The sequence below is a fragment of the Acidimicrobiales bacterium genome, from assembly GCA_036399815.1.
Classification (GTDB): Bacteria; Actinomycetota; Acidimicrobiia; order Acidimicrobiales; family DASWMK01; genus DASWMK01.
The window spans coordinates 1-14,809 of sequence record DASWMK010000124.1; the positions used below are offsets into that span (position 1 = coordinate 1).

Annotated in this window: 17 protein-coding genes; 14 read left to right on the plus strand and 3 right to left on the minus strand. The window is 76.6% G+C overall.

The features are described 5' to 3' along the window. The 11 genes from VGB14_08550 to VGB14_08600 form a co-directional block, all read left to right on the plus strand. Window positions 1-1,065: CHAD domain-containing protein (locus VGB14_08550; protein HEX9992961.1), on the plus strand; the 1,065-nt coding region annotated here is incomplete at its 5' end. After that, a complete protein-coding gene (locus VGB14_08555; GenBank protein HEX9992962.1) occupies window positions 1,053-1,466 on the plus strand; it encodes an NUDIX hydrolase in 414 nt (137 codons plus the stop codon). The genes VGB14_08550 and VGB14_08555, both read left to right, overlap by 13 nt. Further along, window positions 1,466-2,482 (plus strand): M48 family metalloprotease, encoded by a 1,017-nt coding sequence (locus tag VGB14_08560; GenBank protein HEX9992963.1) that lies wholly within the window; start codon window positions 1,466-1,468, stop codon window positions 2,480-2,482. Before VGB14_08555 ends, VGB14_08560 begins: the two co-directional genes overlap by 1 nt. A 10-nt stretch (window positions 2,483-2,492) precedes the next feature. Continuing rightward, window positions 2,493-3,509: a substrate-binding domain-containing protein gene (locus VGB14_08565; GenBank protein HEX9992964.1), complete on the plus strand. Its 1,017-nt coding sequence runs from the start codon at window positions 2,493-2,495 to the stop codon at window positions 3,507-3,509. A 3-nt stretch (window positions 3,510-3,512) separates the two neighbouring features. Next, entirely contained in the window at window positions 3,513-4,430 is a 918-nt protein-coding gene (pstC, locus tag VGB14_08570) for a phosphate ABC transporter permease subunit PstC (GenBank protein ID HEX9992965.1), read from the plus strand. After that, a complete protein-coding gene (gene pstA, locus VGB14_08575) occupies window positions 4,430-5,383 on the plus strand; it encodes a phosphate ABC transporter permease PstA (GenBank protein HEX9992966.1) in 954 nt (317 codons plus the stop codon). Before pstC ends, pstA begins: the two co-directional genes overlap by 1 nt. After that, a complete protein-coding gene (pstB, locus tag VGB14_08580) occupies window positions 5,380-6,219 on the plus strand; it encodes a phosphate ABC transporter ATP-binding protein PstB (protein HEX9992967.1) in 840 nt (279 codons plus the stop codon). Before pstA ends, pstB begins: the two co-directional genes overlap by 4 nt. Before the next feature lie 47 nt (window positions 6,220-6,266). After that, a complete protein-coding gene (gene phoU / locus VGB14_08585) occupies window positions 6,267-6,968 on the plus strand; it encodes a phosphate signaling complex protein PhoU (protein ID HEX9992968.1) in 702 nt (233 codons plus the stop codon). Window positions 6,969-6,979: 11 nt separating this feature from the next. Then, complete coding sequence (locus VGB14_08590; GenBank protein ID HEX9992969.1) at window positions 6,980-7,744, plus strand: 5'/3'-nucleotidase SurE; 765 nt, start codon at window positions 6,980-6,982, stop codon at window positions 7,742-7,744. Next, entirely contained in the window at window positions 7,745-9,028 is a 1,284-nt protein-coding gene (locus tag VGB14_08595; GenBank protein ID HEX9992970.1) for an ATP-binding protein, read from the plus strand. It abuts the gene before it with no gap. Next, window positions 9,028-9,744: a response regulator transcription factor gene (locus tag VGB14_08600; protein HEX9992971.1), complete on the plus strand. Its 717-nt coding sequence runs from the start codon at window positions 9,028-9,030 to the stop codon at window positions 9,742-9,744. The genes VGB14_08595 and VGB14_08600 overlap by 1 nt, the downstream gene beginning before the upstream one ends. Before the next feature lie 3 nt (window positions 9,745-9,747). Here VGB14_08600 and VGB14_08605 read toward each other — a convergent pair whose 3' ends face one another. Continuing rightward, window positions 9,748-10,221 (minus strand): hypothetical protein, encoded by a 474-nt coding sequence (locus tag VGB14_08605; GenBank protein HEX9992972.1) that lies wholly within the window; start codon window positions 10,219-10,221, stop codon window positions 9,748-9,750. A 63-nt stretch (window positions 10,222-10,284) separates the two neighbouring features. On the opposite strand from VGB14_08605, the gene VGB14_08610 reads away from it, so the two are divergent. Next, window positions 10,285-11,607 (plus strand): MFS transporter, encoded by a 1,323-nt coding sequence (locus VGB14_08610; GenBank protein HEX9992973.1) that lies wholly within the window; start codon window positions 10,285-10,287, stop codon window positions 11,605-11,607. Then, window positions 11,604-12,095 (plus strand): metallophosphoesterase family protein, encoded by a 492-nt coding sequence (locus VGB14_08615; GenBank protein HEX9992974.1) that lies wholly within the window; start codon window positions 11,604-11,606, stop codon window positions 12,093-12,095. The genes VGB14_08610 and VGB14_08615 overlap by 4 nt, the downstream gene beginning before the upstream one ends. Window positions 12,096-12,099: 4 nt before the next feature. Here the strand turns inward: VGB14_08615 and VGB14_08620 are convergent, their stop codons facing one another. Then, window positions 12,100-13,284 (minus strand): zinc-dependent metalloprotease, encoded by a 1,185-nt coding sequence (locus tag VGB14_08620; protein HEX9992975.1) that lies wholly within the window; start codon window positions 13,282-13,284, stop codon window positions 12,100-12,102. A 20-nt stretch (window positions 13,285-13,304) separates the two neighbouring features. On the opposite strand from VGB14_08620, the gene VGB14_08625 reads away from it, so the two are divergent. Beyond that, on the plus strand, window positions 13,305-14,327 hold the full coding sequence (locus tag VGB14_08625) for an NAD-dependent epimerase/dehydratase family protein (GenBank protein HEX9992976.1): 1,023 nt from the start codon (window positions 13,305-13,307) through the stop codon (window positions 14,325-14,327). Here the strand turns inward: VGB14_08625 and VGB14_08630 are convergent. Next, a partial coding sequence (locus VGB14_08630) for a PDZ domain-containing protein (protein HEX9992977.1) occupies window positions 14,293-14,809 on the minus strand: 517 nt, incomplete at its 5' end. The two genes, VGB14_08625 and VGB14_08630, sit on opposite strands and share 35 nt — an antisense overlap.

Below are 14,809 nucleotides of genomic sequence, written 5' to 3' on the forward strand. Positions count from 1 at the left end.
CCGGTGGCCCGGCTGACGACGGCCAGGCGGCCGGTGGTCGTCGCCGGCCGGGTGGAGGTGGTCGACGACGAGGTCGTCGTGCTCGACGGCGACCGCGAGGTGGCCCGCTTCCGGGAGATCGAGGCGGAGGTGGTGGCCGACGGCGGCGCCGACCTGCTGCCGGCGCTCGTCGAGCGGCTCGTCGCCGCCGGCGCCGACCCGGCGGCCCCGGTGCCGAAGCTGGTGCGGGCGCTCGGGGAGCGGGCCGCGGCCCCGCCCGAGCTGGTGCCGGTCGAGGTGCCCGACGACCCCCTCGTGGCCGACGTGGCGGCGGCCGCCCTGGTCGACGCCGTGCGCGAGGCCAGGGCGGGCGACCTGCTGGTGACGGCCGACCCCGGCAAGGGCGTGCTGGCGCTGCGCCGGGGCCTGCGGCTGGCCCGCTCGGCGCTGCGGACGCTGGCGCCGGTGCTCGACCGGGAGGTGTCCGAACCGGTCAGGGACGCCGCCGGCTGGGCCGTCGACGCGCTGACCCCGGCCCGCCTGGCCGAGCGGGTGGCGGCGACGGTCGGCGTGGTCGCAGTTGGGGCGCCGGCGGCGCGCGCCGCCGAGGAGCGGACGGCGGCGGCCGGGGCGGCCGCGGCCGCCCTCGACGGCGAGCCGTGGCTGCGCCTGCTCGACGACCTGGTGGCGCTGGCCGCCGACCCGCCGCGCGGGCCCGAGGCGGGGGCCAGCGCGGCCGAGGTGCTGCCCCGGATGGTGGCCGGGGCCTGGTCCGAGCTCGCCGCCGCCGTCGGCGGCGACCCCGCCGACGCCCCGCCCGACCGGCTCCGACGGCTCGTCACCGCGGCGAGGGACGCGGCCGAGCTGGCCGTGCCCGGCGTGGGCGACCCGGCCGCCGCGCTGTCGGTGGCCCTCGGCCGGGTCCGGCGGGTGCTCGGCGACCACCGGGACGCGCTGCTGGCCGCCGACTGGCTGGCCGCCGCGGGGGAGGACCCCGCTCCGGCGAGGGCCAGGGCGGAGGAGGCCACCGCCCGGTGGCCGGCGGCCTGGGCCGACGCCGTCGAGCGGGCCGCGTGGCTGGCGTGACCGGCGAGCCCGAGGTCCTCGCCGCCGGCGGGGTCGTGTGGCGCCGAACCGGCGAGGCCGTCGAGGTCCTGCTCGTGCACCGGCCCAAGCACGACGACTGGTCGCTGCCCAAGGGGAAGCTGAACGCCGGCGAGTCGCTGCCCGACGGCGCGCTCCGGGAGGTGGAGGAGGAGACCGGCCACCGCTGCCGGCTCGGCCCCGAGCTCGGGTCGACGCGCTACCTCGACGACCGGGGCAGGGACAAGCGGGTGACGTACTGGGCGATGACCGTCGAGGACGGCTCGTTCATCCCCAACGACGAGGTGGACGAGGTGCGCTGGGTGGCGCTCGACGAGGCCGCCGGCGCGCTCACCCACGAGCACGACCACGGCGTGGTCGCCGCCCTCCGCCCGCACCTGTAGTGGCCCGGCGGGCCGACCCCGCGGACTGGTTCGACCCCGCCGAGCTGGCCGAGGACCGCCGGGTCGGCGGCCGGCTGGCCCGCATCCGGGCGGCCCGGTGGCTGGCCGGCACGGGGACGCTGGCCGCCGTCGCCGCGACGGGCGCGGCCGGGCGGCTGGCGGACGGGGCCGGCGTGACCGCCTGGTTCCCCCGCCTGGTGCTGGTCGTCGCCGGGCTGGAGGCGCTGTCGCTCGCCTGGGACCCGGCCCTCGACGCGCTCGCCGACCGGGCCGAGGGCCGGGATCGACGGCGGGTGGTGGCCGGCACGGCGGCCGGGGCGGCGCTGTCGCTTGCCGCCGGCCTCTCCCTCGGCGCCGTCGTCGGCTGGGCCGTGCGGGCCGCGCCCGGCGCCTGGTGGCTGGCCGCCTGGGCCGTGGCCGTGGCCGCCGGCGCGATCGCCGGGGTGGTCGAGCCGCTCGCCGCCGCCCGCCCCTGGGCCGCCGGGCGCCGCGGCCACGGGGCCGCCGCCGTCGGCATCGGGCCGGCCCGCCGGGTGGTCGTCGCCGAGGAGGTGGTCGCCGGGCCGCCCGACGTGCTGGCCGCCGTCCTCGCCCACGAGGCCGCCCACACGAGGCACCACGACGCCGCCGTGCAGGCGGCGGCGACGGCGGCGGCCGCGCTGGCCGGCGCGGCCGTGCTCGGCGCCCTGTTCCCGGCCGGCCGGCTGCGGGACCCGGCGTCCCTCCCCGCCCTGCTCGCCGCCGGCCGGGTGCTCGCCCTGGCCGCCGCCGTCCCGCTGGCCGCCCTGTCCCGGGCCATGGAGCGGCGGGCCGACGCCGAGGCCGCCTCCCGCCTGCCCGACCCCGCCGCCCTCGCCGCCGCCACCCGGCGCCTCGCCCGGCGCCTCGACCCCGGCCCCGTCGAGCGCCTCCTCTCCGGCCACCCGCCGCCCGCGGACCGGCTGGCCGCCAACGTTGGCCGGCCGTTCACCTCGGGTTCACCGGGGCCTGGCTCCCGCGACACCCGCCGTCCCTAGCGTCGGTCCCGTGCGCACCACCGGCATCGCCGTCCTGGCCGCCACCACCCTCGCCGTCGCCGCCTGCGGCGGTTCGGGCGGCGGCGACGAGCGCTCGATCGTCATCTCGGGCTCGTCGACCGTCCAGCCCATCTCCGTGGCCGTCGGCGACGCCTTCCCGGGCGACGCCGACATCACCGTCGACGGCCCCGGGACCGGCGACGGCTTCCAGCTGTTCTGCGCCGGCGAGATCGACATCGCCGACGCCTCCCGCCCGATCCACGCCGACGACCCCGAGGAGGGCGGGATCTGCGAGGAGAACGGCATCGGGTACGTCGAGCTGCGGATCGGCATCGACGGCCTGACGGTGATGACGAGCGCGGCCAACCCCGACCCGCCCGCCTGCCTGGCCTTCGCCGACCTCTACGCGCTCGTGGGCCCCGAGAGCGAGGGGTTCGACTCGTGGAGCGACGCCGACGCGCTCGCCGCCGAGGTCGGCGCCCCGAACGCCCCCTACCCCGACCGGCCCCTGGACGTGGCCGGCCCCGGCGAGGAGTCCGGCACCTACGACTCGTTCGTGGAGATCGCCTTGAAGGGCATCGCCGAATCCCGGGTCGAGGCCGGCGCGCTGGAGGAGGACCTGGCCGGCTCGACCAGGGCCGACTACGACGCCAGTTCGGACGACAACCAGATCGTCGCCGCCGTCGAGGGCAGCGAGTCGTCGCTCGGCTGGGTCGGGTTCGGCGTGGCCGAGAGCGCCGGCGACGGCATCCGCGAGGTCCCGGTGAGCGACGGGGAGTCCGACTGCGTGGCGCCCACCCCCGACACCATCCGCTCCGGCGACTACCCCCTGTCCCGCTCGCTGTACCTCTACGTGAACCTGGCCAGCGCGGCCGAGAAGCCGGTGGTCGCCGAGTTCGTCGACTACTACCTCGGCGATGGCCTCTCGGCCGTCGAGGCCAGCGGCTACGTGGCCCTGTCCGAGGAGGACGTGGCCGCCACCCGGCAGGCCTGGGAGGACCGGGCCACGGGCGCCAGGGAGGGCTGAGGCGTGGGGGCCGTGCTGACCGTCGCCGACCTGCGCGGCGACCGCCGGCGGCTGCGGCGGGAGCGGGTCGTGCGCCGCGCCCTGGCCGGCGCGGCGGCCGTGTCGCTCGTCGTCAGCGCGCTGATCGTGTGGACGCTCGTCAGCAAGGCCGTCGCCTTCCTGGCCGAGGTCGACCCGGCCGACCTGTGGTCGGGCGGCTGGTTCCCCCGTCGCAGCGAGTTCGACCTCCGCCCGCTCGTCACCGGCACCCTCCTCACGTCGGGCATCGCCATGCTCGTCGCCGCGCCCCTGGGCCTCGGCGCGGCCGTGTACCTCTCGGAGTACGCGCCGCCCGGCGTGCGCCGCGCCCTGAAGCCGGCCCTCGAGATCCTCGCCGGCATCCCGAGCGTGGTCCTCGGCTTCTTCGCGCTGAACGTCGTCAACCCCGAGCTCGTGCAGCGGGTGTTCGGCGACGCCGACCGCCAGAACCTGCTGGCCGCCGGCATCGGCGTCGGCATCCTGTGCGTGCCCATCGTGGCGTCGATCTCCGAGGACGCCCTCCGGGCCGTGCCCCGGTCGCTGCGGGAGGCGGCCTACGGGCTCGGCTCCCGGCGCGCCGCGGTGTCGGCCAGGGTCGTCGTCCCGGCCGCCGTGTCCGGCATCGTCGCCGCCTTCGTGATCGCCGTGTCCCGGGCCATCGGCGAGACGCTCGTCGTCACCCTCGCCGCCGGGGCCAGCAACGGGTCGGCGCTCGTGCTCGACCCGAGGGAGCCGGGGCTGACGATGACGGCGGCGATGGCCACGCTCGTCAGCGGCACCGACCGCGTCGTCGGCGCGACCGCCGACAGCCTCTACCTCGTCGGCGCGCTGCTGTTCGCCGTCACCATGACCCTCAACCTCGTCGGCCAGCGGTTCGTCCGCCGGGTCCGGCACCGCTACTGATGGGCCCGGCGGCGAGCGTCCGGGCCACCCCGACCGACCTGGTCGAGCGCCAGCTGCGCGGGCGGCGCACGTCGGTCGGCGGGCTGGCCTTCGAGGCCGGCGTGCTGCTCGCCCTGCTGCTGTGCCTCGGCGTGCTCGTGTGGCTGCTGGCCACGGTGCTGGTCGACGGCGTTCCCGTCGTCGCCGACCGGGGCACCGACCTGTTCACCGGCGAGCTGGCGGCCACGGCCGAGCGGACCGGCCTGGCCCAGGGCATCTTCGGCTCGCTCGGCATCCTCCTGTTCGTCGCCGTGCTGTCGTTCCCGATCGGGGTCGGCGCCGCCGTCTACCTGGAGGAGTACGCCGGCGACACCCGCTTCACCCGGTTCGTCAACGTCAACATCCGCAACCTGGCCGGCGTGCCGTCGGTCGTCTACGGCCTGCTCGGGCTGGCCATCTTCGTGGAGGCCATGGGCGAGGTCACCGGCCCGTCGTCGAACGGCCGCAGCCTCGTCGCCGGCGGCCTGACGATGGCGGTGCTCGTCCTCCCGATCGTCGTGATCACGGCGGCCGAGGCCCTGCGGGCCGTGCCCGGCAGCCTCCGGGAGGCCGGCTTCGCCGTCGGCGCCACCCGGTGGGAGGTCACGCGGGGCCACGTGCTGCCCTACGCCGCGCCCGGCATCCTGACCGGCACCGTCCTCGCCTTCTCCAGGGCCGTCGGCGAGGCCGCGCCGCTGATCGTCATCGGCGCCGTCACCGGCCTCATCATCCGGGGCGAGCAGGGCCTGGCCGAGCGCTTCCAGGACCGGTTCACGGCCCTGCCCATGGAGATCTACACGTTCACCCGCAACTTCCGCGAGGGCTACCTGGACCTGGCGTCGGCCACGATCGTGGTCCTGCTCGGGGTCCTGCTGCTGGCCAACACGGCGGCCATCCTGTTGCGGAACCGGTACGACAAGAGGAGGCAGCCGTGACCGACGCGATGGTGGGCCAGGCGCCGGCACCGGCACCGGCGCCGGCGGCCGGAGGGCCGGCCACCGTGTTCGACGTGAGGGGCCTGACCGTCCGCTACGGCGCGTTCACCGCCGTCCGCGACGTCACCCTGGCCGTGCGGGGCAACGAGATCACGGCGTTCATCGGGCCGTCGGGCTGTGGCAAGACCACCGTGCTGCGCTGCTTCAACCGCATGAACGACCTCGTCGAGTCGGCCAGGGTCGAGGGCTCGGTGCGCTACCACGGCGTGGACCTGTACGACCCGAGGGTCGAGGCCGTCGAGGTCAGGCGGCGCATCGGGATGGTGTTCCAGAAGCCCAACCCGTTCCCGAAGTCGATCTACGACAACGTCGCCTACGGGCCGCGGGTGGCGGGCGTGAAGCGGGGCCTCGACGACGTGGTCGAGCGGTCGCTGCGGCGGGCCGCCCTGTGGGACGAGGTGAAGGACCGGCTGCGGTCCTCGGCCATGGGCCTGTCCGGCGGGCAGCAGCAGCGGCTGTGCATCGCGCGGGCCATCGCCGTCGACCCCGAGGTGCTGCTGATGGACGAGCCGTGCTCGGCGCTCGACCCGATCGCCACCGCCCACATCGAGGACCTCATGCAGGAGATGAAGGCCGACTTCACGATCGTGATCGTCACCCACAACATGCAGCAGGCGGCGAGGGTCAGCGACCGCACCGCGTTCTTCACCACCGAGGTCGACGGGCGGTCCGACGCCCGCACGGGCGTGCTGGTCGAGATGGACGCCACCGAGCGGATCTTCTCGACGCCGGCCGACCGCCGCACCGAGAACTACGTCACCGGCCGGGTCGGGTAGCGCGGGTGGGCGACGGGCGCGAGGCTGAGGCCTCCGGAGGTGCGGAGATGCCCGACATCCGACGAACGTTCCACCACCAGCTCGACGAGGTGGCCCGCGACATCGTGCGCCTGGCCGCCATGACCACCGAGGCCATCCCGCGCGGTACCGACGTGCTGCTGGCCGGCGACCTGAGGGCGGCCGACGAGCTGATCGTCGGCGACGACGCGCTCGACGCGCTGAGCCTCGACATCGAGGAGCGCTGCTACCAGCTCCTCGCCCTCCAGCAGCCGATGGCGAGGGACCTGCGGGCCATCGTCACCGCCATCCGCCTCGTGTCGGAGATCGAGCGGTCGGCCGACCTCGTCGTCAACATCGCCAAGGGCGCGAGGCGCATGTACGGGGCGGAGCTGTCGCCGGTCATCCGTGGGTACGTGGAGCGGATGGCCGAGCAGGCCCAGCGCCTGTTCCGCCACGCCCTCGACGCCTACGCCGAGGGCGACGACAGCCTCGCCGCCGCGCTCGACGACATGGACGACGACCTCGACCAGGTGCACGCCGACTTCATCCAGGCCATCTTCCGGTGCCACGCCGAGGGCGCCGTCGACCTGCCCTGCGCCGTGCAGCTGGCCCTGATCGGCCGCTACTACGAGCGGATCGGCGACCATGCGGTCAACATCGGCGAGCGGGTGCGGTACATGGTGACGGGGTGGCTGCCCGAGCACGCGGGGGCGGCCAGGGAAGCGGTCCGGGTCGAGGAGGCCGGCTGACGGTGCGCATCGTGGTGACGAACGACGACGGGGTCGACGCCCCGGGGCTGCACGCCCTGGCGAGGGCGCTGGTCGACGACGGGCACGACGTGTTCGTCGCCGCCCCGGCCGAGGACATGAGCGGCGCCGGCGCGGCGATCGGCCGCCTGGGCTACGAGGACCAGCTCGAGGTGCGGCGGGTCACCCTGCCCGGCCTCGACGGCGTGCCGGCCTGGGCCGTGGCCGGGCCGCCGGCGCTGGCCGTGATGGCCGCCCGCATGGGGGGCTTCGGCGAGGTGCCCGACCTCGTCGCCTCCGGCATCAACCCGGGAGGGAACACCGGCCGGTCGGTGCTGCACTCTGGCACGGTGGGCGCCGCCCTCACCGGCGCCAACTTCGGGTGCTCGGCCATCGCCGTGAGCATGGCCGGCGGCCCGCCGTGGCCGTTCGAGACGGCCGCCGAGCTGGCCGCCGCGGCCGTCGGCTGGCTGGCCGGCGCGCCCCGGCGCACGGTCCTCAACCTCAACGTCCCGAACCTGCCCATCGACGAGGTGAAGGGCGTGCGGTGGGCCCGCCTCGCCACGTTCGGCACGGTGCGGTCGGCCATGGTCGAGGCCGGCGACGGGCGCCTCCAGATGGAGCTGCGCGACACCGGCGAGCCCCTCCCGGCCGACACCGACACCGCGCTGGTGAAGGCCGGCTGGGCCGCGGTCACCTCGATCACCGGCATCCGGGCCGCCGAGCCGGTGCCGGTCGCCGAGGTCCTGGAGGCCCACCTGTCGAGGAGGACGGCCTAGGTGGCCGCGGTGCTCGCCGACCTCGTCGTCGCCGACGCCGACCTGCCCTGGCTGGCCGGCGGGATCGGCGCCGCCCTCCTGCTGCTCGCCCTGCTCGTGTGGCGGCGGCGCCGGGCGCTGGTCCGCCGGGTGTCGACGGCGGCCACCCGGCTGGAGGACGCCCCGCCGGCCAGCGAGCCGAGGGGCCTCGAGAAGACGCTCGGCCGCCTCGAGCGGGCCGTCGAGCAGGCCGTCATGCGCGGCGGCGAGGCGTCGACGGCCGAGGGCCGCATGGCCCAGGCCCTCGCCACGATCCCCCAGGGCGTGCTCGTGTGGGACGAGAACGGCGAGCTCGTGTACCGCAACGAGCGGGCCGGCGCCTACGTCGCCGCCCGCCATGCGGACGCGCTGGTCGAGCAGGCCCTCGACGAGCTGCGGGCCGCCGCCCTCGACGGCCGGGGCGGCACCCGCACCCTGGAGCTGTTCGGCCCGCCCCGGCGCACGCTGGTGCTGACGAGCGTCCCCCTCGACAACGGGCACCGCACGACCGGCGCCCTCGCCGTCGTCGACGACGTGTCAGACCGGCGCCGGCTGGAGGCCATCCGGCGGGACTTCGTCGCCAACATCAGCCACGAGCTGAAGACCCCCGTCGGCGCGCTCGCCCTGCTGGCCGAGACCCTGCTGTCCGAGGAGGACCAGGACGTCGGCCGGCGCCTCGCCGCCCGCATGCACGGCGAGGCGCTGCGGGTCGGGCGGACCATCGACGACCTGCTCGAGCTCAGCCGCATCGAGGCCGAGGAGACGCCGGCCAGGGAGCCGGTGCCCGTCCACCTCGTCGTGGCCGAGGCCGTCGAGCGCATCCGGCCGGCCGCCGAGCAGCGCGACATCGACCTGCGGGTCGACGAGCCGCCCCGCCACCTCAGCATCCTCGGCCACCGCCGCCAGGTCGTCTCGGCGCTCTACAACCTCCTCGAGAACGCCGTGAAGTACTCCGACGACGGCAGCCCGGTCGACGTGTCGGCGGCGACCGACGGCACCTGGGTCGAGATCCGGGTGGCCGACGCCGGGGTCGGCATCCCCACCCGCGACCTCGACCGGGTCTTCGAGCGCTTCTACCGGGTCGACCGGGCACGGCGCCGGGAGACCGGCGGCACCGGCCTCGGCCTCGCCATCGTCCGCCACGTCGCCACCAACCACGGCGGCGAGGTGGCCGTCGTCTCCCACGAGGGCGAGGGCTCGACGTTCACCCTCCGCCTGCCCGCCGGGCCCGGCGCGGCCGCCGCCCCCGAGGCCGAAGCCGGCTGATGGCCGGCCCGACGGTCCTCGTCGTCGAGGACGAGGACTCCTTCGTCGACGCGCTCACGGTCGGCCTCGCCCGGGAGGGGTTCAGCGTGCAGGTGGCGAGGGACGGGCAGGCCGCCCTCGACGCCTTCGACGCCGTGCGGCCCGACCTCGTCCTGCTCGACGTGATGCTGCCCCGGCTGTCGGGGATCGACGTGTGCCGGGAGCTGCGGAAGCGGTCCAGCGTCCCGATCATCATGGTGACGGCGAGGACCGGCGAGATCGACACGGTCGTCGGCCTCGAGGTCGGCGCCGACGACTACGTCACCAAGCCGTACCGGCTGCGCGAGCTGGTGGCGCGGATGCGGGCCGTGCTGCGCCGTTCGCCCGGCGACGATGGCGAGGGCGACGGGGACGGCGGCGAGGCGCTGGAGGTGGGCGACGTGCGCCTCGACCCGGACCGCCACGAGGTCGTCATCCGGGGCCGGCCCGCCGCGCTGCCGCTGAAGGAGTTCGAGCTGCTGGCCCTGCTGCTGCGCAACGCCGGCCGGGTGCTGACGAGGGAGACCCTGATCGACCGGGTGTGGGGCTCGGACTACGTCGGCGACACCAAGACCCTGGACGTGCACGTGAAGCGGCTGCGGGCCAAGGTCGAGGACGACCCGTCCGCGCCGACGAGGATCGTCACCATCAGGGGCCTCGGCTACAAGTACGAGGCGCCCCGGCGGGCGCCCGCCTAGCGGCTATCGGCGGCGGCCGTTGCGGCGGCGGCGGATCAGGCCGCCGGCCGGGAGGATGTCGTCGTCGCCGCGCTGCCAGGGGCGGGCCGGCTCGGCCCGCCGGGCCGGCGCCACCTCGCCGGGAGGCCGGGGGAGGAGGGCCTCCACGGCGAGGGGTGGTGGCGCGGGTGGGTGCTTGGCGGCCGGGGCCGGCGCCGGCGTCGCCGCCGCGGCCGGCTCGGCGTCGGGGACGACCACCGGGGGCGCGTCGGGGGCGGCGGCGGCCAGCTCGGTCAGCATCGACCGCTCGGCCGAGGGGGCGTCGGCCGGCGGGCCGGGCACCCAGTCGGCGAAGGCGGCGTCGAGGACGGACTCGTCGGCCCAGTCCGGGAGCAGGCCCCGGCCGCGGTGGGCCGACGCCGCCACCGGCGCGGGCGCCGGCGACGGCTCGTCCTCGCGGTACACGCCGCCCAGCAGGGCCGAGAGCTCCGAGGCCATGTCCGCCCATCGACCGGTCGCGGCCCCACCTTGAGCGTCGGGGGCGCCTCCTACGATGGCGTCGTGGACGTCCCGCCCGGCTGGCAGCCCCTGCGCCAGGCCAGGCGGCCCGGCGACCCGCCGTTGCTCACCACGCCGTTCACCCGCCTGGCGCGGACGCACGCCCTCGCGGCGGCCGGCGACGCCCTGGTCGCCATCGCCCTCGCCGACTCGCTGTTCTTCTCGATCCCGACCGGCGACGCCAGGGGCAAGGTCGCCCTCTACCTCGTGCTGACGATGGCGCCGTTCGCCGTCGTCGGCCCGCTGATCGGCCCGGCCATCGACCGGGCGAAGGGCGGGCGGCGGTGGATGGTGATCGTGTCGGCGTTCGCCAGGGCCGTCATCTGCGCGCTGATGATCGACGACGTCGACACCCTCCTGCTGTTCCCGGAGGCGTTCGCCCTGCTCGTGTTGTCGAAGGGCTACGCCGTCGCGAAGAGCGCGCTGGTGCCGACCACCGTGCGGTCCGACGCCGAGCTGGTCCAGGCCAACTCCAAGCTCCAGCTCGTGTCCGGGGTGATGGGCTTCGTCGCCGCCGTGCCCGGCGTGGCGCTCTCCAAGGTGGCCGGCCCGGCGTGGGTGCTCGGGCTCGCCGCCCTCGTCCACGGGGTCGGCGCCATGGTCGCCTTCCGGCTCCCGCACGCCTCGGTCGCCGCCGAGCCGGCCGACGCCGTCGAGCGGTCGGAGCTGCGGTCGGCCGGCATCCTGTGGGCCGCGTTCGCCATCGGCATCCTGCGGGGCGGGGTCGGGTTCCTCACGTTCCTGCTGGCCTTCGCCCTGCGGGGCGGCGACGCGCCGGCCTGGCACTTCGGCGTGGTCCTGGCCGCCAGCGTGGCCGGCGGCCTGGTGGGCGCGGTCGTGGCGCCCGGGCTGCGGCGCAGCGCCAGGGAGGAGGCGATCATCACCGGCGGGCTGGTCCTGATCGCCGTCGTCGGCGCCGGCTCGGCGTGGGCCGGCGGGGTGGCGGCGGCCGCCCTGCTCGGGCTCGTGGTCGGCGTGGGGTCGACGGCGGGCAAGCTCGCCTTCGACGCCATCCTCCAGCGCGACGCCCCGGCCGCCAACCGGGGCCGGTCCTTCGCCCGGTTCGAGGCCCGCTTCCAGGTGATCTGGGTGGCCGGGGCGTTCCTGCCGGTCGTCGTGCCGATCCCGTCCCGGCTCGGCTACCTGATCCTCGCCGCCGCCGCCGGGTTCGCGGCGTTCTCGTACTGGGCCGGCGAGAAGACGGCCCGCCGCTTCCCCCACCACGTCCCGCCGTCGCCGGTGAAGGACCGCCTGGCCCGGCTCGACGCCCGCCGCCGGCTGGCCGCGGCCCGCACGGCGCGAACGAGGAGGCGGGCGGCGCCGTGACCCGGATCGTCGTGCTGTCCGACACCCACATCAGGCGGGGCTCGGCCCGCCGCCTGCCCGACGCCGTCTACGGGGCGCTCGACCGCGCCGACCTGGTCCTCCACGCCGGCGACGTGCTCGTGCCCGAGGTGCTCGACGAGCTCGGCGGGTTCGCCCCCGTGCACGCCGTGCTCGGCAACAACGACTTCGAGCTGGCCGGGCGCCTGCCCGAGCGGCTGGAGCTCGACGTCGACGGCGTCCGCATCGCCATGGTCCACGACAGCGGGGCGAGGAAGGGCCGGCCGGCCCGCCTGCGCCGCCTGTTCCCCGACGCCGACGTGGTCGTGTTCGGCCACAGCCACCTGCCCGTGGACGAGGAGGGCGTCGACGGCCAGCGCCTGTTCAACCCCGGCTCGCCGACCGAGCGCCGCATGGCCCCGACGAAGACCATCGGCGTGCTCGAGACCCACGCCGGCCGCCTCACCGCCCACCGCATCGTGGACGTGTAGCGGCTCAGTCCAGCAGGTCGATCCTCGCCAGCCAGAGGCCGGGGGCGTCGACCTCGGCGGGGGTGGGCAGCTCGCGCTCGGAGCGCCACAGGCGCTCGAGGCCCTCCCGCCCGGCCCGCTCGACGACGCCGTCGACGAACGCCGCGCCCCGGTCGTACACCCGCTGGGGGAGGTCGAGGCCGAACAGCTTGCTCGTGAACCGGTCGGCGGGGGCCGCCTCGACCCGGTGGCGGCGGGCCGCCTCGGTCAGCATCCCGTAGGACGACATCAGCGCCCCGCCGGTGGCGTCCATCACGTGGTCGACCACGCCCTCGACGACGGCGACGAGCGCCTCCAGCCGGGGCAGCAGCGCCTCCTGGGCCGGCGACTGCGCCGTGCCGAGCAGGAACTCCGGGTCGCCGAGCAGCTGCTGGACGGAGGCCAGGCTCTGCGGGTCGGTCGGGTCGAGCCGCTCCAGCTTGGCCTCGAAGGCGCCCGAGTCGGCCCGGAAGCCGGCGACGTACTCGCCGACGAGGTGCTCGAGCCGGCGGCGGACGTGGGGCACGCCGAGCACGGCGTGATGGCACACCTCGGACAGGCACACCCAGAGGCGCACGTCGTCGCGGGGGAGGCTCCAGTCCTCGGCGAAGCGGTCGATGTTGGCCGGCACGAACAGCAGCTCGTCGCTCGGCGGCCGGGGGATGGGCAGGTCGTACTGCCCGAAGGCCCGGATGGCCAGGTTCCCGACCATGCTGCCGGCCGACATCCCGAGCATCATCGGCGCCACCAGCTGGAGCAGGCCGCCGAGCATGGCGGTCGCCGGGTCGTCGCCGTCGTCCTCGTCGCCCTGGGCCGACACCGCCCCGGCCTGGGCCCCGGCGAGGCGCTCGAACAGCGGCCGCCAGGCCTCGAGGGTCCTCGCCGCCCACCCGGCCCTCGTGACGGTGACGGCGGTGACGCCCCGGCCGGTGACGCTCGTGGCCAGGCCGGTCAGGTCGGCGACCCGCAGGTCGGCCACCCGGACCAGCTGCTCGAAGGCCATGCGGTCGAACGGGTCGACGTTGGCCTCGGGCGCGCCGCCGCTCGCCACCGAGGCGGCCAGGGCCCTCGCCGTGTCCCACGCCACCGGGCCCTGGCGCTGGAGCATGCGGGCCAGGTCCCCGAACAGCGGGATGCCCTCGAAGGGGTCGGGGCTGGCGGGGTCACCCATCGACGGGCAATGGTAGGCGGGTGACCACCGCCGTCCTCACCGGGGCCGCCGGCCCGCTCGGCCGCCGGGTCCTCGCCATCCTCGCCCGCGACCCGGACCTTCGCCGGGTCGTCGCCGTCGACCGGGTGGCCGTCGAGGGCCCGCCGCCGGGCGTCGAGGCGGTGGCCGCCGACCTGGCCGACGCCGACCTGAAGGCCCTGTTCGAGGGGGCCGACCTCGTCCTCCACCTCGCCGCCGAGTCCACCCGCCGGGTGCTCGACGCGGCCGGCGCCGTCGGCGCCCGGCGGGTCGTCCTGCTGTCGAGCGCCACGGTGTACGGCGCCTGGCCCGGCAACCCCGTCCCCCTCACCGAGGACGCGCCCGTGCGGCCCAACCCCGGCTTCGACCTCGCCGTGCACCGGGCCGAGGACGAGCGCCTGGCCGCCGAGCACCGCGACGCCCACCCGGGCACGACCGTGGCCGTGCTGCGGCCGGCCCCGACGGTGGCCGAGGACGGCTGCTCCGAGCTCGCCTCGCTGCTGAACGACGCCCCCGAGGTCCGGCCCGAGGGCGAGGTGGAGGACCCGCCGGCCCAGTACCTCCACTTCGACGACCTGGCCAGCGCCGTCGCCATGGCCGCCCGCCAGGGCCTCGACGGCCCGTTCAACGTCGCCCCCGACGGGTGGATCAGCCGCGAGCAGGTGCGGGCCCTCGGCGGCTCCGGCCTCCGCCTGCCCCTGCCCGAGCCGGTCGCCCACCGCCTCGCCGCCCTGCGCTGGCGCCTCGGCCTGCGCCCGGTGCCGCCGAGCTTCCTGCCCTACCTCACCCACCCGTGGGTGGTCGCCAACGACCGGCTGAGGGCGGCCGGCTGGACGGCCCGCCACACCAACGAGGAGGCCTTCGTCGCCGGCCACCGGCCCGGCCCGTTCGCCACCCTGAGCCCCCGCCGCCGCCAGGAGCTGCTCCTCGGCGCGGCCGCCGTCGTGCTGGCCGGGGCGGTGACGGGCACCCTGCTCGTCGCCCGCCGCCTCACCCGTCGCCGGTCGGCTTCTCCTCCAGGGTGACGGTGACGGTCCTCGGCCGGCCGTCCCGCACGTAGACGACCTCGACCTCGTCGCCGGGCCGCTGGCGGCGGAGGGCGACGACCAGCGCCGACATCGTCGCCACGTCCCGGCCGGCGACGGCGACGATCACGTCGCCCTCGGCCAGGCCCACCTCGGCGGCCGGGCTGCCCGGGAGCACCCGGTGGACGAGCGCGCCGTGGTCGGGCCCGTCGTCGCCCGCGTCGACGTCCATCCCCTCGACCCCGATCCACACGTGGTGGGCCTCGCCGGTGGCGACGATGTCCTCGGCCACCGCCCTGGCCAGGTCGATCGGGGTGGCGAAGCCGAGCCCCTCGGCGCCCACCTCGCTGATGGCGATGGCGGTGGTGATGCCGACGACGGCGCCCGTGGCGTCGACCAGCGCGCCGCCCGAGGAGCCGGGCTGGATGGGGGCGTCGGTCTGGATCATGTCGTGGAGGGCCGGCTCGCCGTCGGACCGGTCG